Consider the following 25,755-nt stretch of genomic DNA (forward strand, 5'->3'; position numbering starts at 1 on the left):
GGAGCAGGGAAAATGACTTCATGTTCGGGTAGGGCAGATTACACATGCAACGTGCTTCTGGTCTGGGGAGAGCCTGGATTATTGCTGCTGCGTTAGCAAACCCAATCGTCGAAAACAGCGGTCTTTTGGCGTTACTTATCCCCTATGTAGACAAGCGACCGTGGCGGCGGGACGGGCAGGGGGGCGCCAGACGCCGGCGGGGGCGGCGCATTGGGGGAAATATCGGGTGTTTTGGCGGCTTTTAACCGCTATGACGCCGGGGTTGCCGGGTTACGCTGCGTGCATTGTTGGCGTAGTCCACGCCCCACCTGCAAGGAATAACGTAATGGCTGTATCAGGCTTGTCCGGCATCGAGAGCATGCTCCAGCAGATGCGCGTGGCCGTCACCAAGGCCGAGACCGGCAACCTCGCCGCCGGCGAGGCCGTGGCCCAGCCCGACGGCTTCGCCGCCGAGCTGCAACGCTCCATCCGCCGCGTCACCGGCGCGCAGAATGCCGCCACGGCGCAGGCCAAGGCCTTCGAAATGGGCGCGCCCGACGTGTCGCTCAACGACGTGATGATCGACCTGCAAAAAGCCAGCATCGGCTTCCAGACGGCCGTCCAGGTCCGCAACAAGCTGGTCGCGGCCTACAAGGAAATCTCGTCGATGGCCGTGTAACGGCCCAGGCGGGGCAGCGCTGCAAAGGGGCTGCAAAGACAAGTTCGACATCGCCTGCAAGCACGGGTGTCGTGCGGCGCTCGAGCCTCGTCACCACTGCCGGCTAGAACAGCCGCCCCGCCGCCCGGCCGCCCGAAGGCGGGGCCGCCCCCTCGGGGGGCAGCAAGCACGCTACGCGTGCGCCGCGTGGGGGCTCCTCTACCTTGCGTTTTTTTCCAGGCGCCAGACGACCTGCTGCAGCCAGTTTTCCTGGCGCGCATCCAGGTTCAGGAACACTGCGCCCAGATGGCTCATGGGCGGTTCGCCGGTCAGCGACACGTGGGTCGGCGCCGGCTCGTCGGGGCTGTCGGCCTGGACCATGGGTTGGCCCGATATCGGGTAGACATTGCGCACTTCGAGGTGCGCGCTGAGCTTGCCCAGGTCGCCGAAGTCCAGCCGCACGTCTTCCAGCACCGAGCCGCGTTCCGGCAGGGCCTGCACCGCCAGTTCCACCCGCAGGCCGACGCCATCCACCGACAGATCGCGCACCGAGAAACTGATCGGCTTCTCGGCCGGATCGGGTTGCCACGACGCCTGGCAGCGGTTGGCATTGGTGATCAGCGAGGCGCGGAACATCTTGCGGCGCTGGATGCGGGCCAGATGCTCGGGGAAGGGCGACATCAGGGCGGCGCTGCCGTCATCGAAATGGATGACTTCGGGGCGCTCGACGCGAAAGCGGATCTGCACGCCGCCGTAGGCGGTGGCGTGGAAATGGAAAGTGGTGCCGCTCAGCAGGCCCATGCTGTCGGACTGTTCGAAGTCGGCGCCGGCGTAGTCGCGCGGGCGCCAGAAGAACTGGCGGGTCTGCTTGTCGGCGCCCAGCACCAGCACCGCCATCTCGCGATCGGCGGCGTCGCGCACCAGGATATGGCTGTCCGGGTGCGTCAGTTCGAAGAGGGCGGCGCGCATGTCTTCCGGCCGCGTGAGCAGGAATTCCGGATCGCTGGCATCCAACACAGTGGTGTCCTTGGAAAATAGGGGTCAGGCTGGCGGCGCGGCGTCGGGAAGCTCGCGCGATTCGAGGCGATACAGCCAGGCCAGCAATTCTGCCACCGCTACGTAGAGTTGGGGAGGAATATGCGCATCCAGGTCCACTTGCATCAGCAGGCCGACGAGTTCGCGCGATTCATGGACGTAGAGTCCGTTTTCCTCGGCGGCGCGCACGATGGTGTCGGCCAGTTGGCCGTAACCCTTGGCCACCACCCGGGGGGCGGCATCCTTGTCGTCGTACGAGATCGCGACCGCGGCGTTGCGGTTGGCGTTGGGGCCCTGATCGGGCGGCGGGGCGGTGCGCATCAGAAATCCGTGGGCATGACGGGACGCGGATCGACCACGTTCACCACCAGGTGGCTGAGCGTGAGGCCGGCGGCCAGCAGGCGCGAACGCAACTGGTCCGAAGACTCGTTGAGCTCGGCCGCGCCGTGCGGGGCGACCAGTTGCAGCACGATCTGGTCGCCGGCCAGGTTCAGGCGCGCATCCACCAGGCCCAGGCGGGGCAGGTCCAGCTTCAGGCGGGTGGCCCAGGTGGGCACGCCCGATTCCGGGTCGCCGCCGTAGGGCTCGCGCTCGACTTCCCACTCCATGGGGGTGCCGGGCCAGGCTTCGCCCTGCCAGGTCAATGCCTGGTTGGCCAGCACGTCGAGCTGCTGCCGCACCAGCACGGTGAGATCCTGGTGGATGCCGCTGACCGGCGTGCCGGGCGCGGGGGTGTGGGTGCCGCTCGTCGTCGGCGCATCGCCGCCCGAGCGGCTGGCGGAGGTGCCGGCGCTGTCGGCGCGCGGGCGGGCGAGGTCGGCTTCGGTGGGGACGCCGCTGCGCGTGAGCCTGGCTTGCGGCTCTTGCTGCAGCTGGGCCGGATTGCTGCGACCGAAGACCATGTCGGTCAGGTGCGATTCGTAGAACAGGCCGCTGGTCTGCAGCGCCACGCGCAGCGCCTGGCCCAGCGCGCGGGCGGACGGTCCGGCCGCCGCCAGGCTGGCGTGGGCCGTGGCGTCGGCGCCCTTGGCGCCGCCGGGGGCGTCAGCCGCGCCGCCAGGGCGGCCGGGCTTGGCGCCCAGCTGGGTATCGGCTTCGAGGTCGGCGGTGGCTGCCGCGGCGGCGGCCAGGGCCGCGGTCGCGCTGGCGGCCGGCGTCGTGGCGGGCGCCGCGGCGCCACTGGCGGGGGCCTGGGGTTGTCCGGGTTGCGCCGGTTGCGCGGCGGGTTGGCCGGCGCCCGGTTGGGCCGGCGCGCCGCTACCCTGCGCCGGTGCGTTGGCCGACCACAAGGGGGCGCGGCCCAGCACCGCCGGCGCGGCGTCGGGATATTGGGCCAGCAGCGACAGGATCGCGCGGGCAGTGGTGCCCAGCGTGGTGGGGGCCGAAGCCGTGGTGTCGCTGCTGGTGACCAGGCCACGGGCGGCCAGCGCCAGCGCGGCGGCGGTCTTGGCGTCGAGGACGGGCGCCGGGCGGTCGCCGCGGGCGCCGCCGGTCTGGATGCCTTGCCGTGGGTCGCGATTGGAGCCGTCGGCCGAGCCGGGCTTGTCCAGGTTGCCGGGCTGGCTGACCGCATCCGGCCGCGCGCCCGACACCTGGTTGGCGCTGGCGGCGGACATCGTCGTGCCCAGCACGGCGTCCAACCGCTGCACTAGGACGTTGCCGAGTGCCGCGGGACCTACGCTCATGCTTCAGGCGCCTGGTAGCCGTAGGCCGACAGCAGCGTCTGCTGGCGCTTCATGCGGCCCAGCAGTTCGCCCAGCCGGGCCAGTTGCGGGAGCGCCAGGTCGCGCGTGAGCGCGTCGTTTTCGAGGATGCGCACCAGCAGGTCGTACTTCATGGCGCGGCCGGCCTCGTCCAGCGGCGCGGTCGGTTCCGCGATCCGCAGGCGTTCGACCAGCTCGCAATACTGCTGCCCGTGGGCCATCGCCGTATCCCAGTCGCCGGCCTGGGCGGCCGTCAACATCTCGCCCGTGATGAGGGCGATCTCCTGGTAGTGTTCCAGAATAGGGGATGAGTACTGGGTAAGGGACGTCATGGAAATCTCGGGCGTTCGATGGCTGGCTGGATTTGTGTTTTTGGCCATCAGGGCTGGGTGAGGCCAGCCGGTCGGTCGATGGAAGTCTGCCAAGCCTCGGCCAGATCCGCCAACAGGCGGTCGGCGATGTCGAGTTGCTCGGTATCCGCTTTCAGATTTGCCGTCAGCAAGGTGCGGACGATGTAATCGTAGAGCCGGGCGAGGTTGGCGGCGATCTCGCCGCCGGCCTCCATGTTCAACCCGGTCTTCAAGCCTTCATCGACGATCTTGATCGCTTTCGAGATGGCCGCGCCGCGCTCGGCGACCCGGCCTTCCTGCAGGTGGATGCGTGCCTGACCGATCGCCGCCCGGGCACCCAGGTACAGCAGGGTGATCAGCCGCTCGGGACTCGCGCCCAGAACCTGGGTTTCCAGGCCGATATCGGCGTAGGAGCGGACGGATTGGGACCCTGTGGGGCGGCGGGCGGCGTAAGTCATTAATGCATCTTCTACAGGTTATTTGCTCGATTTGTTCATCGCCGCAAATTGTTGGGTCAGGTAGTTGGCGGTGGTCTGCATTTGCATGTAGAACTTGTCCAGCGCCACGAAGCGGGTGCGCATCTGGTCTATTTCGGCATCGCTGGCGGCCTTGGCCCGCTTCTGTTGGGCGTCCAGGTCGCTCATCGACTTGGTCAGGCCGTCGGTGCGCGTCTTGAGCGAACCGGTGCTGCCCAGCACGTCCTTGAAAGCCTTGTCGAAACTCTTGGCCAGGCCGTTGTCACCGGTCAGCAGTTTCGTGACATCGGCCGGATTGGCGGTCAGCGCCTTGTCCAGCTTGGTCTGGTCGAGCTTGAGTTGGCGCGTCTGCGGATCGGTGGTGATGCCCAGGTCGGCCAGCGAACGGACGGTGCCTTCCCCCAGCACGGCCTGCAGAGCGCCCGTCACCGACGACTGGATCGAGCGCGTCGTGCCGTCGCCGGTCAGCGGCTGATTGGTGGCCGCCTTGGCGTCGAAGGCCGTCAGGTTCTTGATGGTCGTCTGCAGCGCGTTGTAGGTCTTGACGAAGTCCTGGATGGCCTTGTTGGCGACCGACGTGTCGGCTTCGAGCTTGAGCGTGATCGGCTTGTCGGTCTCGGTCTTTTCGGTGAGGTTCAGCGTCACGCCGTCAATGACGTTGGCGACGTTGTTCGAGCCGCTCTTGACGACGAGATTGTTGATGATCAGCTGGGCGTCTTCGGCCTTGGTGCTGGCCATGCCGGTGGTGGTGCCGTCGGCGGCGGTGCTGAAGGACAGGATGTCCTTGAGCGACTGGTCGCCGGTGACGGTGATGTTCTTGACCGAGGCCTGGACGCCGGTGTCCTTGGCCGTCAGCATCAGGTAGTTGTTGCCGTTGCCGTCGTTGATGACGGTGGCGCGCAGCCCGGACTTGTCGTCGGCGTTGATGGCCTTGACGATGCCGTTGAGCGAGGTGTCGCCCTTCAGGTCGATGGTGCGCTTGGTGCCGTCGGCCAGTTCGACCTCGAACGAGCCGGTGTCGCCGTGCTTGGCGGTACGGTCGGCGACGGCGCCCGACTGCAGGCTCTGGGCGCGCGCCAGGTTCTTCACTTCGATGACGTACTGGCCCGCGGTGGCGCCCTCGGCGGCCACGGTGGCCGTCAAGGCGGTGCCGCCGGTGACGCTGCCCTTGATGGCAGCCATCGTCTCGGCCTTGCCCAGCACGCCGGCGGACTTCTGCAGCGCCTCCAGCGCGCTTTGCAGCTGCGCGTAGGCATCGATGCGAGTCTTGTAACTGGCAGCGCGGGTGGTGTAAATCGAGAGCTTCTTGTCCTCGGCCGTCTGCAGGTCCGACAGGATCTTTTCCAGGGGCAAGCCGGAAACTGAACCGAGGTTGGTGATAGAGGCCATGTGAAATCCTTCCTAGCGATGCGATTCTGTCAAAAATAGGGTGCCGGCGATTGGCCGGGTAAGGGCATAAGGCGGGCCTAATTCGATGATTCCATCATCGATTGGCGCCAAAACGGGCACAGAAGAAAATACGGAAACTCATGTCAAGCCGAAGTCTTGATGCCATTTCCCTGCATGTTCACGATCATTTTGGCGATCTTGAGCACGGCTTCGCTGGGGATGGTGCGTATGACGTCCCCCGATTTGGCGTCGACCACCGACACCACCACCTGGTGTACGTCCGGGTCGACCTCGAACTGCAACTGGGTCGACCACGCCTTCATCTGCTCGTTGATTTCATCGAGCGCCTTGTCGAGAGGCAGCTTCTGCGAATTCGACTGCTCCGACGTCGCGGAATCCGTGCCGCTGCTATTGGTGCTGGCAGCGGGCGGGGCGACGGTGACGGATGGATCTGCGACGACGGGCACGGCCGCGATTGGCACCGGTGCGAACGTAGCGGGGGCTAAGGGGGTTACGGCCATGATCACTCCAGCGGCGGTGCGGGCGTCTCGGAGGAACGCGCTGTTTTCAGGGAATTCTCAGCTACGATTACGGCAGCGCCGCAGGGAACTTTAGCCCCCGTCACAGCGGGCTGTTTCATGTGCTAACAAGTTGGGATCGGGCAATGAGTGTCAAGACGGCGTTGCGAGTCATCGAAATCATCGAAACCTATGCCCGGGAGAAGCGCGCACTGCCCCTGTCGGAACTGGCCCGGTTGCTGGACGTGCCGGTATCCAGTTGCCTGGCCCTGATCCGCACCCTGACCGGCCTGGGCTACCTCTATGAAACCGGACGCCGCCAGGGCTACTACCCGACCGGGCGCCTGCTGGCGATGGCGCAACGCATCGCCCGCGCCGATCCGGTGCTGGACCGGGTCTATCCCAGCCTGGTTGAATTGAGGGACGCAACCCGGGAAACCGTCGTATTCGCCAAGCTGACGCAGGACGGCAGGGTGGTCTACCTGGACGTGCTGGATTCCCCGCACACGATCCGATATGCGCCAGTTGCTGGCGAGTTCAAGGACGTACACGCCAATTCGCTGGGCAAAGCGCTCATGTCGCTGATGGAGGAGCCGGCCCGCGACGCGCTGCTCGGCAGCCGGCCGCTGACGCGCTACAACGAGCGCACGCTGGTCACCCGCGACGCGGTGCTGCGGGATCTGGCGCTGTCGCGCCAGCGCGGCTGGTTCATGAACAGCGGCGAGTCGATTCCCGACGTCGGCGCCATCGCCTGGCCGGTGACGCTGTCGGGCGAGCATTACGCCATCTCCGTGGGCGGCCCGATCTACCGGATCGAGCCGTGCCAGGAGGAGTACGCCCGCATCCTGCGGGCCGCCTGCACGGGGCTGGAACAGCAGTCCTGAGGCGGCGCCGGGGCCGTCCGGCAAGGCGCGGCCCGGCCGGCCGGACGGACGCGCCCGGCGGTCGTGCGCGGGGCGCGGCCCTCAATACGACTTGGGCAGGCCCAGCACCTTTTCCGCGATGAAGCACATGATCAGCTGCGGGCTGACCGGCGCGATGCGCGGGATGAAGCTCTCGCGCAGCAGCCGTTCCACGTGGTATTCCTTGGCGTAGCCCATGCCGCCCAGCGTCATCACCGCGGTCTGGCAGGCGTTGTAGCCGGCCTCGGCCGCCAGGTACTTGGCGGCGTTGGCGCTGGGGCCGCAGGGCTCGCCGGCGTCGTACAGGCTGGCGGCCTTGAACACCATCAGGTCGGCCGCCTCCAGCTGCATCCAGGCCTGCGCCAGCGGGTGCTGGATGCCCTGGTTCTGGCCGATCGGCCGGCCGAACACATGGCGCTCGCCGGCGTAGCGCACCGCCCGCTCCAGGGCGGCGCGGCCGATGCCGACCGCTTCGGCCGCGATCAGGATGCGTTCCGGGTTCAGGCCATGCAGGATGTATTCGAAGCCGCGGCCTTCCTCGCCGATCCGGTCCGCCAGCGGGATCCGCAGGCCGTCGATGAACAGCATGTTCGAGTCCACCGCCTTGCGGCCCATCTTCTCGATTTCTCGCACCTCGACCTTGCCGCGGTCCAGGTCGGTGTAGAACAGCGACAGGCCCTGCGTCGGCTTGGCCACTTCGGACAGCGGCGTGGTGCGCGCCAGCAGCAGCATCTTGTCGGCCACCTGGGCGGTCGAGATCCAGATCTTGCGGCCATGCACCACGTATTCGTCGCCCTGGCGCACGGCGCGGGTGCCGAGCTTGGTGGTGTCCAGGCCGGCGTCGGGCTCGGTGACGGCGAAGCAGGCCTTCTGCTGGCCGGCGATCAGCGGCGGCAGCCAGCGGGCGCGCTGTTCGTCGTTGCCGAACACCACGACGGGATTGAGGCCGAAGATGTTCATGTGCACGGCCGACGCGCCGGTGAAGCCGGCGCCCGAGGCGGCGATGGTCTGCATCATCAGGGCGGCCTCGGTCATGCCCAGGCCGGCGCCGCCATGTTCCGGCGGCATGGCGATGCCGAGCCAGCCGTCGCGCGCCAGGTCGGCGTGCAGCGGCTCGGGGAAGCCGCCTTCACGGTCGCGTTCCAGCCAGTATTCGTCGGGATAGCGCGCGCAGATGCGGGACACGGCGTCGCGCAGCGCCAGTTGATCGGGGGTGAATGCAAAGTCCATCAGTCGGTTCCATCCTGGGTGATGCGATTGGCAAAGAGCGCGTCGATGCCGGCGGGGTCGTAGCCGGCCTCGGCCAGCACCTCGCGGCTGTGCTGGCCCAGCGTCGGCGCGGGGCGCCGAATGGCGGTCGGCGTGCCCTGGTAGCGGCCGAGCGGGGCGGGCGTGCGCAGGCGGCCTTCGGTCGGGTGCTGGTGGTCCTGCACGAAGCCGGTGGCGGCCAGGTGCTCGTCCTGCAGCAGGTCGTCGACCGTATAGAGCTGCGAGGCCGGGATGTCGGCGTCCGCCAGCTCGCGCAGCCAGTCCTGGCTGGCGCGGGTGCGGATGACGTCGGCGACGAAGGCATAGACCTCGTCGATGTGGGCCGCGCGGGCGCCATGGGTGTGAAAGCGCGGATCCTGCGCCAGCTCCGGCTGGCCGATCAGCGCGAAGAAGTTGCGCCAGTGCTTGTCGTTGTAGATCAGCAGGCAGATATAGCCGTCGGCGGTGGCGTAGGGCCGGCGGTGCGGCGCCAGCAGGCGGGCGTAGCCGGTGGGACCGAGCGGCGGCTCGAAGGTGGCCCCGCCCAGGTGGTCGCCCAGCACCAGGTGCGCCATGCCCTCGAACATCGGGATCTCGACCGGCTGGCCCTGGCCGCTGGCGCGGGCGTGCAGCACCGCCGACACCAGCGCGATGCCCACGTGCAGGCCCACGGCGCGGTCGGCCAGCGTCAGCGGCGCGTAGCGCGGCACGTCGCCGCTCTGCTGCGCCGCCAGCGCGGCGATGCCGGTCTGGCCCTGGATCAGGTCATCGTAGGCGGGCCGGCCGGCGTAGGGGCCGGCCTCGCCGAAGCCGTAGGCGCCCAGGTAGACGATGCGCGGGTTGCGCGCCGCCACCGCCTCGTACGACAGGCCCAGGCGCGCCATGGCCTGGGGGCGGATGTTGTAGAGCAGGGCGTCGCAGGTCTCGGCCAGCCGCAGGCAGGCCTCGCGGCCCTCCGGCGTTTTCAGGTCCAGCACCACCGAGCGCTTGTTGCGGTTCAGGTGCAGGTACAGGTGCCCCATGCCCGGATTGCGCATCGGGCCGACGGCCCGCATGTTGTCGCCGGCGGGCGATTCGACCTTGATGACGTCGGCGCCCAGGTCGGCCAGCACCTGGGTGGCGTAGGGGCCCATCACGACCGAACTGAGGTCCAGGATGCGCACGCCGGACAGGGGGCCGGCGGCCGGCGGGGATACGGCGGTGGACATCGTCATTGCTGCTCGATCCCCGCGTCGCGGATCAGCTTGCCCCACAGGTCGCGCTGTTCGCCGACGAACTGGCCGAAGGCCTCGGGCGAGCTGGAGAAGGCGTCAAAGCCCAGGCCCGCCAGGCGCTTGCGCACGTCGGGCTTGGCCACCACCTGCTTGATGGCGGCGTTGAGCTTGGCCACCACCTCGGGCGGCATGCCGGCCGGGCCGAAGTAGCCGTTCCACGAATTCAGGTCGAAATCCGGCACGCCCGACTCGGCCATGGACGGCAGGTCCGGCACGATGGCGCTGCGCTCGGCGGTGGACACCGCCAGCGCCCGCAACTGGCCCGACTGCACGAACGGCAGCCCGGACGCCAGATCGGTGAACATGAAATCGACCTGGCCGCCGACCACGTCGGTCAGGCCCTGCGGCGTGCCTTTATAGGGCACGTGCAGGATGTCGATCTTGGCGCGGTTGGCCAGGGTGGCGCCGGCCACGATGCCGGTGCTGTTGCCGCTGGCGTAGGTGATGCGGCCCGGATGCTGGCGCGCGTCGGCGACCAGGTCGGCCACCGTCTTCCACGGCCGCTTGGGGTTGGCGACCAGGATGAAGGGCAGGTTGCCGCCGCGCGCGATGGGGGTGAAATCCTTGACCGGATCGTAGGGGATGTTCTTCATCAGCCAGGGGGCGGCCGAATGCGAGGTATTGGTGGTCACGAACAGCGTATAGCCGTCCGGCTTGGCGCGCGCCACGTAGCTGGCGGCGATGGTGGCGTTGGCGCCGGGCTTGTTCTCCACCACGATCTGCTGGCCCAGGATGGTCGACAGTTCGGCGCCGAAGATGCGGCCCACCGCGTCGGTGCCGGAACCGGCCGGAAACGGCACGATCAGGGTGATGGGTTTGTTCGGATAGTCGGCGGCGTGGGCCGCGGGCAGGGGTAGCGCAGCGGCGCCGCCGACCAGGGTGGCGCCCAACAGGCGTAGTAGTCGCATGGTTTGTCTCCAGAGGATGCGAAGCGGGCGCGGCTTCTGCGGCCGCTGCCCGGGGTGGGGCCGGTCTCCGTGGCGCGTCAGGCGCCGGCGGTCGATGCGGGGAAACCGCGGATCACGCGGTCGGGCGATTCTTCGTACGGCGGCGTGTAGATCACCAGCAGCCGCGCGGGCTCGTCGCTGGTCACGGTGAACACGTGCGGGATGTCCGGCGGGAAATAGCAGCAGTCGCCCGGGACCATGTCGGCCCATTCGTCCTGGACCTGCGCGCGGGCGCTGCCCGACAGCAGGTAACAGACCTGCTCGATGCCCGGATGGGCGTGCGGCAGCGCGCCCTGGCCTTTGTCGATCACGCCCAGCAGCACTTCCACGCCGCGCGAGCCCACCGTGTCGGGGCCGATCAGGCGGCGGTTGAGGGTGCCGGTATGGTTGGCCGGGTGGTAGCCGGGCACGTCGGCCTCCCGGACCAGCCAGGCCGGGGTCTTGCGCTGCGTCATGTCTCATCCTTGTGAGTTTTCATATGTGAATTTATTTTCACGGATGAAAAAAACATCGGCAAGCGGTTTTTCCCGGCGATCCCGTGGCGTCCCAGGGGGATTAGGGAAAACACCGGGCATGCGCTGCTAAAATCACGGGCTGTCCACCTTTGCGATCCCGCCCCATGTCTTCTGCCCTCAAGCCCGCCGCTGGCGCCACCCTGTCCGATTGGCTGCAGTACCTGGAATCGATCCACGCCACCGCGATCGACATGGGCCTGGAGCGCGTGCGGGAAGTGGCTGCCCGCATGAACCTGGAACTGCCGGGCGTGAAGTTCGTGGTGGGGGGCACCAATGGCAAGGGCTCGACCTGCTCGATGCTGGAGTCGATCCTGCTGGCCGCGGGTTACAAGGTCGGGCTGTACACCTCGCCGCACCTCATCGATTTCAACGAGCGCGCGCGCGTCAATGGCCAGATCGCCTCGGACGAGGCCCTGATCGAGCAGTTCATCGCGGTCGAGGCCGCGCGCGGCGAGACGTCCCTGACGTACTTCGAATTCACCACGCTGGCGATCCTGCGCCTGTTCTCGCAATCGCGCCTGGACGCGGTGGTGCTGGAAGTCGGCCTGGGCGGCCGCCTGGACGCCGTCAACATCATCGACGCCGACTGTGCCGTCGTCACCAGCGTCGACCTGGACCACATCGAATATCTGGGCGACACGCGCGAGAAGATCGGCTTCGAAAAGGCCCATATCTATCGCGCCGGCCGGCCGGCCATCTGTGCCGATCCGGTGCCGCCGCAGTCGCTGCTCGATTACGTCGAGCAGATCGGCGCCGACCTGTGGCTGTTCAGCCGCGACTACAACTATTCCGGCGACCGCCAGCAGTGGGCCTACGGCGGTCGCGAACAGCGCCGCAGCGCGCTGGCCTATCCGGCGCTGCGCGGCGCCAACCAGCTGTTGAACGCGTCGGCGGCGCTGGCCGCGCTGGAATCGGTGCGCGACCGCCTGCCGGTGCCGCAGCAGGCAGTGCGCCAGGGCCTGCTGCAGGCGTCGCTGCCGGGCCGGTTCCAGATCCTGCCGGGCCAGCCCACCGTGATCCTGGACGTGGCCCATAACCCGCACGCCGCCGCGGTGCTGGCCCAGAACCTCGACAACATGGGCTTCCACCCCTACACCTACGCGGTGTTCGGCATGCTCAACGACAAGGACCTGGCCGGCGTGCTGGCCAAGCTCGGCACGCGCATCGACCACTGGTTCTGCGCCGGCCTGCCGGGACCGCGCGGCGGCTCCGGCGAACACCTGGCCGAACGGGTCGCCGCCGGCCTGCCGGCCGCGCCCGCCGGGGCCGAGGCGCCCGGCGTCTCGGCCTACCCCGATCCCGCCCAGGCCTTTGCCGCGGCGCGCGAACGGGCAGGGGAGAATGATAGAATCGTGGTGTTCGGATCATTTCTCACCGTGGCCTCGGTTTTGCAGTCTCTGGGTCGCAAGGCGTAGGCAAGAGCGGCATAGGCAAACATGGGTTTTTTCAAACGCAAGGATCCTGCCGACCAGGCGCAACCCTCCAAGCGAGCGGCCGTGCCGAGCGAGGTTCAGGCGGCTGAGTTGCGCGGGCGCGCCCGGCGCAGGCTCGCAGGCGCCATCGCGCTGGTGCTGGCGGCCGTCATCATCCTGCCGATGGTGCTGGATTCCCAGCCGACGCCCGTGGCCGACAACATCCCCATCAAGGTGCCGGAACGCAATACGCCGTTCCAGCCGCAGGTGAGCGAGCCGCAGGCCAACTCGCCCGCCGCGCCGGCGCAGGGCGCCACGCCTGGCGAATCGTCCACGATCCCGACGCCGCCGCCGGTGACGTCGGGGCCGCAGGCCAGCGCGCCGCAGGCCGCGACGCCGTCCACCACCACGCCGCCGGTCACCACGCCGCCCGCCACGACCCCGCCCGCGGTCACGCCGCCCGCGACCGTGACGCCGCCGCGCACCCCGCCGCCCAAGCCGGAACCCAAGCCCGAGCCGAAACCGGCCACGCCCAAGCCCGAGACCCGTTCGGACGACGGCGCCCGCGCCCTGGCGTTGCTCGAAGGCCGTTCCGCGCCCGCCGCGACGCCAGCGCCCAAGCCGCAGGCCGCCAAGGGCAATTTCGTGCTGCAGATCGCCGCCTACACGACGTCCGAGGACGCCCAGTCGCGGCGCGACAAGCTGCACCAGGCCGGCGTCACCAATGCATTCGTCGAGCAGGCTTCCATCGGAGGCAAGCAGCAGTACCGTCTGCGGGTGGGGCCGTTCCCCTCGCGCGAGGCGGCGCAGGCGGCCCAGGCGCGGTTGCGCACCCTGGGTTATGACAACGGTTTCATCGCCGCCCAGTAGTGACCGGCTTCGACTTCGTCGTGCTGGCCATCCTGGTGGTATCGGGTGTGCTGGGCCTGGTGCGCGGCCTGCTCAAGGAAGTGCTGTCGCTGGTTGCGTACCTGCTGGCCTTCGTGGCCGCGATCTGGTGGGGCCCCACGGTCTATACCTGGCTGGAGCCCTATATCGAGACGACGCTGCTGCGCATGGGAGTTTCGTACGCGGTGGTTTTCATTATCGTGCTGCTCGGCGTGGGGTTGGTCAACATGACGCTTGCCGCCTTGATCCGCAGCACCGGGCTGAGCCCGGCCGATCACGGCCTGGGCGGCATGTTCGGGCTGGCCCGGGGTCTGCTCATCGTGCTGGCGCTGGTCGCCGCCGCGGGCTACACGCCGCTGCCACAGGAGCCGTGGTGGAAGGACGCCATGTTTTCGCATTCGGCCATCGAGGCCATCAAACATATCAAGACGTGGCTGCCGCCGTCCCTGGCGACGTGGCTGCCGTATTGATTAGCTTCACATCAACCAGGAAATCTCACCATGTGTGGAATCGTAGGGGTCATCGGGCGCGGGCCGGTCAACCAGCTGCTCTATGACAGCTTGCTGCTGTTGCAGCATCGCGGGCAGGATGCCGCGGGCATTGCGACGTCGCAAGGCAACCAGTTCAATATGTACAAGGCGCACGGCCTGGTGCGCGACGTATTCCGCACGCGCAACATGCGTGCCCTGCCGGGCACCTCGGGCGTCGGCCAGGTCCGCTATCCCACCGCCGGCTCCAGCGCCAGCGAGGAAGAGGCCCAGCCGTTCTACGTCAACGCCCCGTTCGGCATCATGTTCGCCCATAACGGCAACCTGACCAACTGGCGCGAGCTGCGTGAATCGCTCTACCGCGTCGACCGCCGCCACATCAACACCAATTCCGACTCGGAAGTGCTGCTGAACGTGCTGGCCCACGAGCTGCAGTCGGCCGCCAGCGGCGTCTCGCTCGACGACGACGCCATGTTCCGCGCCGTCGCCGCCGTGCACAAGCGCGTGCGCGGCGCCTACGCCGTGGTGGCGCAGATTTCCGGTTACGGCCTGCTGGCGTTCCGCGATCCCAACGGCATCCGTCCGCTGTGCATCGGCCGCCAGGAAACCGACGAAGGCGTCGAGTGGATGGTGGCCTCGGAATCCGTGGCGCTGGAAGGCAGCGGCTTTGCCTTCGTGCGCGACGTCGAGCCGGGCGAAGCGGTGTTCGTCGACCTGGACGGCCGTTTCGTCAGCCGCCAGTGCGCCGACAATCCGCAACTGGTGCCCTGCATTTTCGAATACGTCTACTTCGCCCGTCCCGATTCGCTGATCGACGGCGTGTCGGTGTACGACGCCCGCCTGCGCATGGGTGAATACCTGGCCGACAAGGTCGCGCGCAACATGCGCCTGGGCGACATCGACGTGGTCATGCCGATCCCCGATTCGTCGCGTCCGGCCGCCATGCAGCTGGCCGCCCGCCTGAACCTGGACTACCGCGAAGGCCTGATCAAGAACCGCTACGTCGGCCGCACCTTCATCATGCCCGGCCAGGCCGTGCGCCGTAAATCGGTGCGCCAGAAGCTCAACGCCATCGGCATGGAGTTCAAGGGCAAGAACGTGCTGCTGGTCGATGACTCCATCGTGCGCGGCACCACCAGCCGCGAGATCGTCGACATGGCGCGCGCCGCCGGCGCCAACAAGGTGTACTTCGCCTCGGCCGCGCCTCCGGTGCGCTTCCCCAACGTCTACGGCATCGACATGCCGACGCAGAGCGAACTGATCGCCACCGGCCGCAGCGACGAGGAAATCGCCCGCGCGATCGGCGCCGACAGCCTGATCTACCAGGACCTGCACGACATGCAGCAGGCCGTGCGCGACATCAATCCCAAGCTGTCGCGCTTCGAGGCCTCGTGCTTCGACGGCGAATATGTCACCGGCGACATCACCGCCGAATACCTGGCCCGCCTGGGCCAGGCGCGCGCGGAATCCGGCGACGGCGAAGGCGCCAGCGGCCTGCAGTTCAACATGGGCTACGCGGCCAACGACGCCTGACGTCGGTTCGCGCCATGAAAAAGCCGCTCCTTCGGGAGCGGCTTTTTTTATCGGCCTGCGCCTGTCACCACAGGCTGTCGCCGGTGGCCTCCAGGTGGGTCAGGTACAGCCGCAGGTCGAATTCGTACTGGTGGTATTGCGGCTCCATCAGCTGGCACAGGTTGTAGAAGGCCTTGTTGTGGTCCTTCTCCTTCAGGTGCGCCAGTTCGTGCACCGTGATCATCTTCAGGAATTCCTCGGGCACCGTCTTGAATAGCGTGGCCACGCGGATCTCGTGCTTGGCCTTGAGCTTGCCGCCCTGCACCCGCGAGATGAACGTGTGCTGGCCCAGCGCGTGCTGGATCACGTGGATCTTGCTGTCGAACGCGATCTTGCTGAGCGGGGCGCCATTGCGGATGTAGGTATTCTTCAGGTCCACCACATAGTCGTACAGCGCCTTGTCGGTGCGCACGGTGTGCGCGCCGCCAGGATAGCGGGCCTGCAGCGCCGGCCCGAGCTTGCCCTGGTCGAGCAGCGCGCGGGCCTGCGCCAGCAGCGATTCCGGATAGCCGGTCAGGTATTTCATGGCTTGGAAGAAAATGGAAGGCTCGCGCCCGCGCCGCCGGGTGCCGGCGGCGTGAAAGGCGCGGCGCTCCCGGGCGTGATCAGGCGGCGCGGCCGCGGCCGAACGCCGCCGGCAGGGCCATGACCAGCAGGATCACGAACAGCGCCAGGCTCCACAGGGCGTACTCGATGCCCAGGACCGGCACCACCGCGTCCATGCAGGTGGCGTAGATGCCGAACAGCCACGGCACGGCGCCGTCCAGGCCGATGCCGGTCATGAAGCGGTCGGCGAAGGTCTGGTCGCATGACAGCATCTTGGCAGCCACGGTGTACTGGTACCAGGCGGCGGCGATGCCGCTCAGGGAAAGCAGGCCGGCCAGGCCGGCGCAGACGCGGGTGAGGGCGCGGCCGCCGCCGAAGCCGCCGATCAGGGCGATGACGCCGATCACCAGGTAGATCAGGCGCTGCATCACGCACCAGGCGCACGGCGGCATGTCGAAGACGTACTGGGAAATCAGGGCGATGCCGACGGCGCCGAAGCTGAAAAGGGCGATCAGGCGGAGCAGGCGTTCGGAACGAGAAGTCATGGTTGTTGCACGATAAGGGTTCGACGGGGCCGAGGCCCCGGGGATGGCCAATCCGGCCGCCAGGCGTTAGGCCTTGGGAATCGGAATTGGTTGCATGACCTGCTGCAATACCCCCAGCAGCAGTTCGCGCGAGCCTTCCCAGAAGATCTGCACGCCCAGGCACAGCATGATGAAGGCCGACATGCGCATGAACACGGCGGTGCCATTATCGCCCAGCCGATGCAGCATCTGCGCCGCGAAGCGCAGGCAGACGTACAAAGTCAGCGAAACGACCACGATGCCGGGGATCGAGCCGCCCAGCCGCAGCAGGCTCAGCACGTGGTTCTGGTCGCGTAGCGACACGCCCACGGTGATGGCCGCGGCGATCGAGCCGGGACCGCAGCTGATGGGGAAGGTGAGCGGATAGAACGCGCGCGCCTTGGCCATTTCCGGGGTGAACGACTCGGCCATGCGGGCCACGCGTTCGGTGTCGGCGTCGGGCGAATTCACCAGGCGCCAGGCGCTGGCCATGACCAGCATGCCGCCGCCCACGCGCACGATCGACAGCGAGATGCCGAAGAAGCTCAGCAGCACGTTGCCGGCCACCATGGCGACGATGAGCATCAGTCCGACATTGACGGCGACGCGCTTGGCCAGCACCGTGCGGGTCGACGACGAGGCGCCTTCGGTCAGGGACAGGAAGATGGGCGCGATCGCCGGCGGATTCAGGAACGGCAACAGCGTGGCCAGCGTGAAAAAGAAGCTGGTCCCCAGTACCCGCAAGTATTCGGTCAGGTCCATCGCACGGTATCGCCAAGCCGAAAACCGGATTGTATGCGGTCGGCGGCTGTCTGGCGATGGTCCGCGGGTCCGGCTTCAGGCGGCCTGTTGCCGGGCCTCGTCGCCGGCCAGCGCGTCCAGGATGTCGCGCTCGAACTGCATCTGGCTGCGCGGCCGCGTCAACGCCGCGCCGTCGACGATGAATACGTCTTCGACGCGGTCGCCCAGCGTCATGATCTTGGCCATCAGCAGGTTCACTTCATGCTGGGCGAAGACCCGCGCCAGGGCGTGCAGCAGGCCGGGGCGGTCGGTGGCGGTGACCGACAGGCGCCACGAGGTGCTGCGCTCGTCCGGCTGCAATTCGGCCTGCGGCATGATCGGGAACACCCGCGACATGCGCGACTGGCGGCCGCGGCCGTAATAGCCGCCGCGCGTCGCGGGGGCCTGGGCGGCCGCCTTGGCGTCCTTCAGGCGTTCGGCCAGCTCATGCTCGACCAGCGTGGCCTGCGCGCGCAGGTCGCTGGCGCCCTCGGGCAGCAGCACGATGAAGCTGTCCAGCGCCCAGCCGTGGCGGGTGGTGTGGATGCGCGCGTCCTGCACCGACAGCGACTTGGCGTCGAAGTAGCCGCAGATCGCCACGAACAGGTCAGGCACGTCGCGCGTGTAGACCATGATCTGCAGGCCTTCGCCCTGCTCGGTGGGGCGCGCCCGCACCACCGCGTGGGCCGGCGCGACCTGGTGGTACAGGTGGCGCGTGTGCCAGGCGATGTCGGAGGCGTCGTGGCGCAGGAAATAGGCCACGTCGAGCTGGTTCCAGAACGCTTCGCGGGCGTCGTCGCGCAGGCCGGCCAGGCGGGTCAGGCGCGCGGCCTCCTCGCGGCGTTCGGTCAGCACGGTGTGGGCGTCGGCGTGGGCGCCGCCCAGCGCCGCCAGCGTCAGCTTGTACAGGTCCTCGAGCAGCTTGCCTTTCCAGGCGTTCCAGACCTTGGGGCTGGTGCCGCGGATGTCGGCCACCGTCAGCAGGTAGAGCGCGGTCAGGTGGCGCTCGTCCTTGACCGTGGCGGCGAAGTCCTGGATCACGGCGGGGTCCGACAGATCGCGCTTTTGCGCCACGGCCGACATCAGCAGGTGCTGGCGCACCAGGAACTCGACCAGCCTGGTGTCTTCCGGCTCCATGCCGTGGTCGTGGGCGAATTTGCGCACCTCGCGCGCGCCCAGTTCGGAGTGGTCGCCGCCGCGGCCCTTGGCGATGTCGTGGAACAGCGCCGCCACGTACAGCAGCCAGTGCCGGTCCAGGCCGGCGATCAGCTGGCTGGCCAGCGGATATTCCTGGGCATGCTCGGGCATGGTGAAGCGGCGCAGGTTGCGCACCACCGCCAGCGTGTGCTGGTCCACGGTATAGGCGTGGAACAGGTCGTGCTGCATCTGGCCGACGATGCGGCGGAACACCGGCAGGTAGCGCGGCAGGATGTTCAGCATGGTCATGCGGCGCAGCTCGTGCACGACGCCGCGCGGCTGCTGCAGGATCTGCAGGAACAGCTTGCGGTTGACCGGATTGCGGCGGAACTGCGCGTCGATGCGATGGCGCGAGTGCCAGATGGCGCGCAGCGTGCGCGCCGACATGCCGGTCAGCTCGGGATGCTGCTGCATCACCAGGAAGGCGCGCAGCAGCAGCGTGGGGTTCCGTTCGAAGCCGTCGTCGCGGATGATGTCGAGGCGGTCGCGCAGGTTGCGGAAGTCGTCGTCGATGTCGCGCGCGTCGCTGTCGGGGCGCGGGAACAGGCGTTCCTCGATGTTCTGCACCAGGATGCCGTTGAGCTGCGTCACCAGGCGCGCGGCCCAGTAGTAGCGCTGCATCAGCAGTTCGCTGCCGCGCCGGGTGGCGGTGGCGTGGATGCGGTAGACCTCGGCCAGGGCCGGCTGCAGGTCGAACAGCACGCGGTCTTCGCGGCGCCGGGCCAGCAGGTGCAGCTCGATGCGCAGGCGCTTGAAGGCCTGCTCGGCCTTGCGCAGGTCGCGCGCCTCGGATGGGGTCAGCAGGCCGGCCTGCGCCACCGCGCGCCAGTTCTCGCCGAAGCCGGCCGCGCGCGCCATCCACAGGATCACCTGCAGGTCGCGCAGGCCGCCGGGCGATTCCTTGCAATTCGGTTCGAGCGCGTAGGGCGTGTCCTGGTAGCGCGCGTGGCGCTGCTGCATCTCGACGCGCTTGGCGCGGAAGAACGCGCGCGCATCCAGCCGCGACTGCGTGGCGGCCTCGAACTTCTTCATCAGGGTGCGGCTGCCGGCCAGCCAGCGCGATTCGAGCAACGCGGTTTCCACCGTGATGTCGGCGTCGGCCTCGCGCTCGCAATCCTCGATGGTGCGCACGCTGTGGCCGGGCTCCAGTCCCAGGTCCCAGAGCGACGCCACCAGTCGTTCGATGGCGGATTCGTCCTCGGCGGTGGGGGCGTGCGGCAGCAGGATCAGCAGGTCGACGTCCGAGTGCGGGTACAGTTCGCCGCGGCCGTAGCCGCCCACGGCCGCCAGCGTGGCGCCGGCCGGCAGGGGATGGTGCTTGACCAGGTCGCGCAGCGCCGCGTCGACGATGCGGCGCAGTTCGCCCAGCAGCGTGTCGGGGCGTTCGTGCTCGCGGAACTGGGCCACCGCGGCCCGCCGGGATTCCTGGATGCGTTCGCGCAGGGTGCTGAGGATGTCGGCGGTCATGGTGGCGGGCGGCCGGCGGTCAGACGGCGGGGATGACGATCGGTTCGGTGATGAAGGCGGGCGGCTGGGGCATGCCGGGCGACAGGGTCAGGACCTCGTAGCCGGTGTCGGTGACGCAGACAGCATGCTCCCATTGCGCCGACAGGCTGTGGTCGCGCGTCACCACCGTCCAGCCGTCGGACAACTGGCGGATCTCGCGGCGGCCGGCGTTGATCATCGGCTCGATGGTGAACAACATACCCGTCACCAATTTCACGCCGGTACCCGGCTTGCCGTAGTGCAGCACCTGCGGGTCTTCGTGGAAGCGCTGGCCGATGCCGTGGCCGCAGAATTCACGCACCACCGAGAAGCCGTTGGCCTCGGCGTGTTTCTGGATGGCGTTGCCGATGTCGCCCAATGTGGCCCCATTTTTGACCTGCTGGATGCCTTTCCACATGCACTCGAAGGTGATGTCGGTCAGGCGGCGCGACAGGATCGACTGTTCGCCCACCGGGTACATGCGGCTGGTGTCGCCGAACCAGCCGTCCTTGATGATGGTGACATCGATATTGAGGGAGTCCCCGTTTTTCAGGGCCTTGTCGCCGGGGATGCCGTGGCACACCTGGTGGTTGACCGAGGTGCAGATGGCGCCGGGGAAGGGCGGATAGCCGGGCGGGGCGTAGCCGACGGTGGCGGACTTCACCTTAAGTTCGTCGGTCAGGTATTCCAGGCACAGGCGGTCCAGTTCCCCGGTGGTGACGCCAGGCTTGACGTAGGGGGTGATGAAATCGAGGACTTTGGCGGCGTCCTGGCAGGCCGCGCGCATCTTGGCCAGGTCGGCCGGATTGGTAATGGTGCCCATGGAATGACTGACGGATCTCGCTTGAATGTCTGCTTGAAAGAATAGTAGAATTATAGGCTTCCCTAAAATTTTGGGGAGCAATCTGGGTAGCGGCAAGCGCCGATCCCGGCGGGTGGGGATGGAATCATCCAGGTCACCCGGTTGGTTGTCTGATTTGGTACGTTGGACTGCACTGCATCTGGTGAGATCGGTGGCGGGCTTCGGAGTTTCATCGCAAGCGAAGGTTGTGGTGGAAAGTCGGGCCAGTCGCCAGGTTCCGGGAGGCTTACGCGGCACGGCGGGCGAAGGCGGGCGGCGGGCCGGGAGGGTCGGGGCGGTTGCATCGACACAGGTCGGGGCGCTGCGTGCTCGCAAGCCCGGTCATGTTTTCGAGCAGCGATGCAGGTTCAAGGTGGCTGCCGGCTTAAGTTCTTGGAAATGTCGGGAAACCGGTGTTTTCTCAAAGAAATGCCCCCGGCGACTGATGCGCGTGATGGCTGAAAAGCTGATGGCTGAAAAGCCATCTGGCCGCGAGGCCAGGACGCGAGTGAACTGGATTTCGCTGCCAACAAAACAGGTCCGGGTGCGCTGGAAGAAACTGCCAGGAATTTCCTGGCGGGTCGGACGGCGCGATGCGTGCAGGCGGGGCAAGGCGCTTAGTCGTGGCGGCCGTCTGGGTTTATCGCGGCAGCGTAGCAAGAGGCGCGAGGGGCAAATCGCCCGGCAGCGTCGGAGTATTGCGGCAGTGATCGGCCGGCCCGGTTAAAATCGTTTTCTATCCCGCATGTGCGGGAAATCGCGCGCAACACCACCCAGGGTGTCAGCCACAGGCTGATGCAGGTGCGGCGCAAGAAATCAACCCTTGGAGAAAGTTATGTCTTTGATGCGCGAAATGCTGGAAGCGGGTGTCCACTTTGGTCACCAGACCCGCTACTGGAACCCCAAGATGGCCCCCTTCATCTTCGGCCATCGCAACAAGATTCACATCATCAACCTGGAAAAGACGGTTGATAAGTACCAGGAAGCCACCAAGTTCGTGAAGCAGCTGGCTGCTCGCGGTGGCAACATCCTGTTCGTCGGCACCAAGCGCGCTGCCCGCGAGCTGGTCGCCGCCGAAGCCGCCCGTTGCGGCATGCCCTTCGTCGACGCCCGCTGGCTCGGCGGCATGCTGACCAACTTCAAGACGGTCAAGACCTCGGTCAAGCGCCTGAAAGACATGGAAGCCGTGGTCGCCGAAGGCGGCGCCGAGCGCATGATCAAGAAGGAAGGCCTGCTGTTCCAACGCGAACTGGACAAGCTGAACAAGTCGATCGGCGGCATCAAGGACATGAACGGCCTGCCCGATGCCATGTTCGTGATCGACGTCGGCTACCACAAGATCGCCATCGCCGAAGCCAAGACCCTGGGCATCCCCGTGGTCGCCGTGGTTGACACCAACCACTCGCCCGACGGCATCGACTACGTGATCCCCGGCAACGACGACTCGGCCAAGGCCATCGCGCTGTACGCCAAGGGCATCGCCGACGCCGTGCTGGAAGGCCGCGAACAGAACCTGAACGGTCTGGTCGAAGAAATCGGTGAAGGCCAGGAAGAGTTCGTCGAAGTGCAGGACAACCAGGCCTAAGCCTGCTGTCATGTCCGGCGGTTAGTGTCTGGGGGCGGTCGCGGAATGCGGCGTGCCCCCGCCTCGCCGGCAGTGCGAAGGTGGGCTCCCATCTTCCTCATCCGCAGCTTGCGGACGTCTCATCGAATCACACCAATGCCCCGGCCCGCCGGGGCATGTCTTAGCAAAATTTGGAGCTAACATGGCTGAAATTACCGCCGCCCTGGTCAAGGAACTGCGCGAGAAGACCGATGCGCCCATGATGGAGTGCAAGAAGGCCCTGACGGAAGCCGAAGGCGACCTGGCCCGCGCTGAGGAAATCCTGCGCGTCAAGCTGGGCAACAAGGCCAGCAAGGCTGCCGCCCGCGTCACCGCCGAAGGCCTGATCGGCCTGTTCATCTCGGCCGACGCCAAGCAAGGCGCCGTCATCGAAGTGAACTGCGAAACCGACTTCGTTGCCAAGAACGACGACTTCGTCGCTTTCGTCAACAAGCTGGCCGAGCTGGTCGCCACGCAGAACCCCGCCGATGTGGCCGCCCTGTCGGCGCTGCCCTACGGTGAAGGCACCATCGAATCGACCCGTACCGCCCTGATCGGCAAGATCGGCGAAAACATCTCGATCCGCCGCTTCGAGCGTATCCAGACCCCGAACGCGCTGGCCAGCTACGTGCACGGCGGCAAGATCGGCGTGCTGGTGGAATACGCCGGCGCCGAGGAAGTGGGCAAGGACCTGGCGATGCACATCGCCGCGACCAAGCCGAAGGCCCTGAACGCCGACGGCGTGAACCCGGCCGACATCGCCGCCGAACGCTCGGTCGCCGAACAGAAGGCCGCCGAATCGGGCAAGCCGGCTGAAATCGTCGCCAAGATGGTCGAAGGCTCGGTGCAGAAGTTCCTGAAGGAAGTGACGCTGATGTCGCAACCGTTCGTCAAGGACGACAAGAACACGGTCGAACAGATGCTCAAGGCCAAGGGCGCCTCGATCACCAAGTTCGTGCTGTTCGTCGTCGGCGAAGGTATCGAGAAGAAGACCAGCGACTTCGCCGCTGAGGTTGCCGCCGCCGCCGCCGGCCGCGCCTGATCTCAGGGTAGTCCTTACAGGCCGGCGCTAGATATTTTCTAGTCCGGCCTATTTCTTGTCTTAAACTTTCGTCGGATTGTTCTTCGGGATATCACCTATGAGCAGCAGATCATACAAACGGGTTCTTCTCAAACTTTCCGGCGAGGCGCTGATGGGCGACGATGCATTCGGCATCAATCGCGCCACCATCGTCCGCATGACCGATGAGATCGCCGAAGTCGCCGCCACCGGCGTCGAGCTGGCCATCGTCATCGGCGGTGGCAACATCTTCCGTGGCGTCGCCCCGGGTGCGCAGGGCATGGACCGCGCCACCGCCGACTACATGGGCATGATGGCCACCATCATGAACGCGCTTGCCCTGCAGGACGCGCTCAAGCACAAGGGTATCGACACCCGCGTGCAATCGGCCCTGAACATCGACCAGGTCGTCGAACCGTACATCCGCCCCAAGGCCCTGCGCTACCTCGAAGAAGGCAAGGTCGTCATCTTCGCCGCGGGCACCGGCAACCCGTTCTTCACGACCGATACCGCGGCCGCCCTGCGTGGCGCCGAGATCGGTGCGGAGATCGTGCTGAAGGCCACCAAGGTCGACGGCATCTACAGCGCGGATCCCAACAAGGATCCTTCCGCCACGCGCTATGCGCGCATCAGCTTCGACGAAGCCATCGTCCGCCGCCTGGAAGTCATGGACGCCACGGCGTTCGCGCTGTGCCGCGACCAGAAGCTGCCGATCAAGGTGTTTTCGATCAATAAGTCGGGCGCGCTCAAGCGCGTCGTCAGCGGCGAAGACGAAGGCACGTTGGTACACGTTTAAAGAAAAGGAATATCCATGAGCGTCGCAGAAATCCGCAAATCCGCCGAAGCCAGGATGGCCAAGTCGCTTGACACGCTCAAGACCAACCTGGCCAAGATCCGCACGGGCCGCGCCCACACCGGCATCCTGGACCACGTGCAGGTCGAGTACTACGGTTCGCCCGTGCCGATCAGCCAGGTCGGCAACGTGAACCTGATCGACGCGCGCACCATCAGCGTCCAGCCCTATGAAAAGAGCATGGCCGCCGCGATCGAGAAGGCCATCCGCGAATCGGACCTGGGCCTGAATCCCATGTCGCTGGGCGACAGCATCCGCGTGCCGATGCCGGCGCTGACGGAAGAGCGTCGCCGCGACCTGACCAAGGTCGTGCGCAGCGAAGGCGAAGACGCCAAGGTGGCCGTGCGCAACCTGCGTCGCGAAGCCAACGACACGCTCAAGAAGCTGGTCAAGGACAAGGAAATCTCCGAGGACGACGAGCGTCGCGCCCAGGACGACGTCCAGAAGCTGACGGACCGCAACGTGGCCGACATCGACAAGATGGTCACGCAAAAAGAAGCGGAAATCATGACCGTATAATCCTTGCAGGGCCGGAGCGGGCAGCTAGCCGCCCCGGCGCCAGGATTTTTGCCTTCGCGCCGTCTTATCCATTGCTTCGCAGCACACTGACGCAGCGGTGGATCGACGGCGCGGGTTTTTCCCCGTATTCCCTGTTTTACGCCGGTCGACGGCGCTCCCCAGACCCATGGCAACCAGTTCTACCCAGGCGGTTCCCGATACCCGCGACATCCCGGAGCACGTGGCCATCATCATGGATGGCAACGGCAGATGGGCGACGCGGCGGCTGTTGCCGCGCACGGCCGGACATGCCAAGGGTGTGCAGGCGGTGCGTCGCGTGGTCGAGGCCTGCGGCCGGGCGGGCGTGCGCTATCTGACGCTGTTCGCCTTCAGTTCCGAGAACTGGCGCCGGCCCGCCGAGGAAGTGTCGCTGCTGATGCGCCTGTTCGTGCAGGCGCTGGAGCGCGAAGTCGGCAAGCTGGAAGAGCAGGGCGTGCGCCTGCACGTCATCGGCGACCTGTCCGCGTTCGAACCGCGCCTGCAGGAACTGATCTTCGCCGCCCAGGCCCGCACCGCCCACAATGATCGCCTGCACCTCACGGTGGCGGCCAACTACGGCGGCCGCTGGGACATCCTGCAGGCCACCCGCGCCATGCTGGCGGCCGAGCCGGCCCTGGCGACGCAACCGCAACTGGTCGACGAAGCGCGGCTGGCGCGGCATCTTTCCATGTCCTGGGCGCCCGAGCCCGATCTGTTCATCCGCACCGGCGGCGAGCAGCGCATTTCCAATTTCCTGATCTGGCAGATGGCGTACGCGGAGTTCTACTTCACCGACCGCTACTGGCCGGATTTCGGCGCCGACGAGCTGCGCCAGGCGTTCGATTGGTACCGCACGCGAGAGCGCCGTTTCGGCCGCACCAGCGCCCAGCTCACCGAGATCGGCGAAAAATAGTCCGGCTGCGGCCCGCCGCGTCC

At 67.1% G+C, this 25,755-nt stretch carries 28 protein-coding genes; 11 read left to right on the top strand and 17 right to left on the bottom strand.

The genetic code is table 11. The annotated features are described in order from the left end of the window. Positions 1-325: 325 nt before the first annotated feature. Positions 326-658, top strand: coding sequence for a flagellar hook-basal body complex protein FliE (gene fliE / locus AC1HFW_RS05755; protein ID WP_035360311.1), 333 nt, complete (start codon positions 326-328; stop codon positions 656-658). 198 nt (positions 659-856) lie between these two features. Here the strand turns inward: fliE and AC1HFW_RS05760 are convergent, their stop codons facing one another. The 7 genes from AC1HFW_RS05760 to AC1HFW_RS05790 form a co-directional block, all read right to left on the bottom strand. After that, positions 857-1,654, bottom strand: coding sequence for a flagellar brake protein (locus tag AC1HFW_RS05760; RefSeq protein ID WP_061071518.1), 798 nt, complete (start codon positions 1,652-1,654; stop codon positions 857-859). 24 nt (positions 1,655-1,678) lie between these two features. Next, positions 1,679-1,993 (bottom strand): EscU/YscU/HrcU family type III secretion system export apparatus switch protein, encoded by a 315-nt coding sequence (locus AC1HFW_RS05765; protein WP_006394467.1) that lies wholly within the window; start codon positions 1,991-1,993, stop codon positions 1,679-1,681. Beyond that, positions 1,993-3,357: a flagellar hook-length control protein FliK gene (gene fliK, locus AC1HFW_RS05770; protein WP_238890738.1), complete on the bottom strand. Its 1,365-nt coding sequence runs from the start codon at positions 3,355-3,357 to the stop codon at positions 1,993-1,995. Before fliK ends, AC1HFW_RS05765 begins: the two co-directional genes overlap by 1 nt. Continuing rightward, positions 3,354-3,707, bottom strand: coding sequence for a flagellar protein FliT (locus AC1HFW_RS05775; RefSeq protein WP_035360316.1), 354 nt, complete (start codon positions 3,705-3,707; stop codon positions 3,354-3,356). Before AC1HFW_RS05775 ends, fliK begins: the two co-directional genes overlap by 4 nt. Before the next feature lie 47 nt (positions 3,708-3,754). Next, positions 3,755-4,183 (bottom strand): flagellar export chaperone FliS, encoded by a 429-nt coding sequence (gene fliS / locus AC1HFW_RS05780; RefSeq protein ID WP_006394470.1) that lies wholly within the window; start codon positions 4,181-4,183, stop codon positions 3,755-3,757. An 18-nt stretch (positions 4,184-4,201) separates the two neighbouring features. Then, a complete protein-coding gene (gene fliD, locus AC1HFW_RS05785) occupies positions 4,202-5,590 on the bottom strand; it encodes a flagellar filament capping protein FliD (protein ID WP_061071516.1) in 1,389 nt (462 codons plus the stop codon). A 143-nt stretch (positions 5,591-5,733) separates the two neighbouring features. Next, a complete protein-coding gene (locus AC1HFW_RS05790; protein WP_006394472.1) occupies positions 5,734-6,111 on the bottom strand; it encodes a flagellar protein FlaG in 378 nt (125 codons plus the stop codon). A gap of 143 nt (positions 6,112-6,254) precedes the next feature. Here AC1HFW_RS05790 and AC1HFW_RS05795 point away from each other — a divergent pair, with 143 nt between their 5' ends. Beyond that, positions 6,255-6,992: an IclR family transcriptional regulator gene (locus AC1HFW_RS05795; protein WP_479282207.1), complete on the top strand. Its 738-nt coding sequence runs from the start codon at positions 6,255-6,257 to the stop codon at positions 6,990-6,992. 81 nt (positions 6,993-7,073) lie between these two features. Here AC1HFW_RS05795 and AC1HFW_RS05800 read toward each other — a convergent pair whose 3' ends face one another. The 4 genes from AC1HFW_RS05800 to AC1HFW_RS05815 form a co-directional block, all read right to left on the bottom strand. Further along, positions 7,074-8,240 carry an acyl-CoA dehydrogenase family protein gene (locus AC1HFW_RS05800; RefSeq protein WP_006394474.1) on the bottom strand — a complete coding sequence of 389 codons (1,167 nt, stop codon included), beginning with the start codon at positions 8,238-8,240 and terminating at the stop codon, positions 7,074-7,076. Next, positions 8,240-9,472, bottom strand: a complete 1,233-nt coding sequence (locus AC1HFW_RS05805) for a CaiB/BaiF CoA transferase family protein (RefSeq protein WP_479282209.1) — start codon at positions 9,470-9,472, stop codon at positions 8,240-8,242. The genes AC1HFW_RS05800 and AC1HFW_RS05805 overlap by 1 nt, the downstream gene beginning before the upstream one ends. Beyond that, positions 9,469-10,440 (bottom strand): Bug family tripartite tricarboxylate transporter substrate binding protein, encoded by a 972-nt coding sequence (locus AC1HFW_RS05810; protein WP_198484338.1) that lies wholly within the window; start codon positions 10,438-10,440, stop codon positions 9,469-9,471. Before AC1HFW_RS05810 ends, AC1HFW_RS05805 begins: the two co-directional genes overlap by 4 nt. A gap of 77 nt (positions 10,441-10,517) precedes the next feature. Further along, the gene (locus tag AC1HFW_RS05815; protein WP_006394477.1) at positions 10,518-10,934 is read right to left on the bottom strand and encodes a cupin domain-containing protein; all 417 of its coding nucleotides are present in this window, start codon (positions 10,932-10,934) and stop codon (positions 10,518-10,520) included. A gap of 164 nt (positions 10,935-11,098) precedes the next feature. Here AC1HFW_RS05815 and folC point away from each other — a divergent pair, with 164 nt between their 5' ends. The 4 genes from folC to purF are packed head-to-tail and all read left to right on the top strand — an operon-like array spanning position 11,099 to position 15,315. Beyond that, positions 11,099-12,409 (top strand): bifunctional tetrahydrofolate synthase/dihydrofolate synthase, encoded by a 1,311-nt coding sequence (gene folC / locus AC1HFW_RS05820; RefSeq protein ID WP_479282212.1) that lies wholly within the window; start codon positions 11,099-11,101, stop codon positions 12,407-12,409. A 21-nt stretch (positions 12,410-12,430) separates the two neighbouring features. Further along, on the top strand, positions 12,431-13,276 hold the full coding sequence (locus AC1HFW_RS05825) for an SPOR domain-containing protein (RefSeq protein ID WP_479282213.1): 846 nt from the start codon (positions 12,431-12,433) through the stop codon (positions 13,274-13,276). Further along, complete coding sequence (locus AC1HFW_RS05830) at positions 13,276-13,764, top strand: CvpA family protein (RefSeq protein WP_006394480.1); 489 nt, start codon at positions 13,276-13,278, stop codon at positions 13,762-13,764. The genes AC1HFW_RS05825 and AC1HFW_RS05830 overlap by 1 nt, the downstream gene beginning before the upstream one ends. A gap of 30 nt (positions 13,765-13,794) precedes the next feature. Further along, a complete protein-coding gene (gene purF / locus AC1HFW_RS05835; protein ID WP_006394481.1) occupies positions 13,795-15,315 on the top strand; it encodes an amidophosphoribosyltransferase in 1,521 nt (506 codons plus the stop codon). A gap of 64 nt (positions 15,316-15,379) precedes the next feature. On the opposite strand, the gene AC1HFW_RS05840 is transcribed toward purF, so the two are convergent. The 6 genes from AC1HFW_RS05840 to AC1HFW_RS05865 form a co-directional block, all read right to left on the bottom strand. Then, positions 15,380-15,880 (bottom strand): M48 metallopeptidase family protein, encoded by a 501-nt coding sequence (locus AC1HFW_RS05840; RefSeq protein ID WP_479282215.1) that lies wholly within the window; start codon positions 15,878-15,880, stop codon positions 15,380-15,382. 79 nt (positions 15,881-15,959) lie between these two features. Further along, a complete protein-coding gene (locus AC1HFW_RS05845) occupies positions 15,960-16,445 on the bottom strand; it encodes a disulfide bond formation protein B (protein WP_198484334.1) in 486 nt (161 codons plus the stop codon). Between the two features lie 66 nt (positions 16,446-16,511). Beyond that, positions 16,512-17,225 carry a MarC family protein gene (locus AC1HFW_RS05850; protein WP_006394490.1) on the bottom strand — a complete coding sequence of 238 codons (714 nt, stop codon included), beginning with the start codon at positions 17,223-17,225 and terminating at the stop codon, positions 16,512-16,514. Positions 17,226-17,300: 75 nt separating this feature from the next. Beyond that, positions 17,301-19,907 (bottom strand): [protein-PII] uridylyltransferase, encoded by a 2,607-nt coding sequence (locus AC1HFW_RS05855; protein ID WP_479282218.1) that lies wholly within the window; start codon positions 19,905-19,907, stop codon positions 17,301-17,303. Between the two features lie 19 nt (positions 19,908-19,926). Then, positions 19,927-20,748 carry a type I methionyl aminopeptidase gene (gene map / locus AC1HFW_RS05860; protein WP_006394492.1) on the bottom strand — a complete coding sequence of 274 codons (822 nt, stop codon included), beginning with the start codon at positions 20,746-20,748 and terminating at the stop codon, positions 19,927-19,929. A 360-nt stretch (positions 20,749-21,108) separates the two neighbouring features. Further along, positions 21,109-21,378 (bottom strand): hypothetical protein, encoded by a 270-nt coding sequence (locus AC1HFW_RS05865; protein ID WP_479282219.1) that lies wholly within the window; start codon positions 21,376-21,378, stop codon positions 21,109-21,111. 223 nt (positions 21,379-21,601) lie between these two features. Between AC1HFW_RS05865 and rpsB the strand changes: the two genes are divergently transcribed. The 5 genes from rpsB (at position 21,602) to uppS (ending at position 25,732) form a co-directional block, all read left to right on the top strand. After that, complete coding sequence (gene rpsB / locus AC1HFW_RS05870; protein WP_006394493.1) at positions 21,602-22,351, top strand: 30S ribosomal protein S2; 750 nt, start codon at positions 21,602-21,604, stop codon at positions 22,349-22,351. Between the two features lie 181 nt (positions 22,352-22,532). After that, positions 22,533-23,411, top strand: coding sequence for a translation elongation factor Ts (tsf, locus tag AC1HFW_RS05875; protein WP_006394494.1), 879 nt, complete (start codon positions 22,533-22,535; stop codon positions 23,409-23,411). Positions 23,412-23,508: 97 nt separating this feature from the next. Then, positions 23,509-24,225 carry a UMP kinase gene (gene pyrH / locus AC1HFW_RS05880; protein WP_006394495.1) on the top strand — a complete coding sequence of 239 codons (717 nt, stop codon included), beginning with the start codon at positions 23,509-23,511 and terminating at the stop codon, positions 24,223-24,225. 15 nt (positions 24,226-24,240) lie between these two features. Further along, a complete protein-coding gene (frr, locus tag AC1HFW_RS05885) occupies positions 24,241-24,801 on the top strand; it encodes a ribosome recycling factor (RefSeq protein ID WP_006394496.1) in 561 nt (186 codons plus the stop codon). Positions 24,802-24,967: 166 nt separating this feature from the next. After that, positions 24,968-25,732, top strand: coding sequence for a polyprenyl diphosphate synthase (gene uppS / locus AC1HFW_RS05890; protein WP_061071508.1), 765 nt, complete (start codon positions 24,968-24,970; stop codon positions 25,730-25,732). Positions 25,733-25,755: the final 23 nt, after the last annotated feature.

Source organism: Achromobacter sp. ISS7 (genome assembly GCF_056523125.1).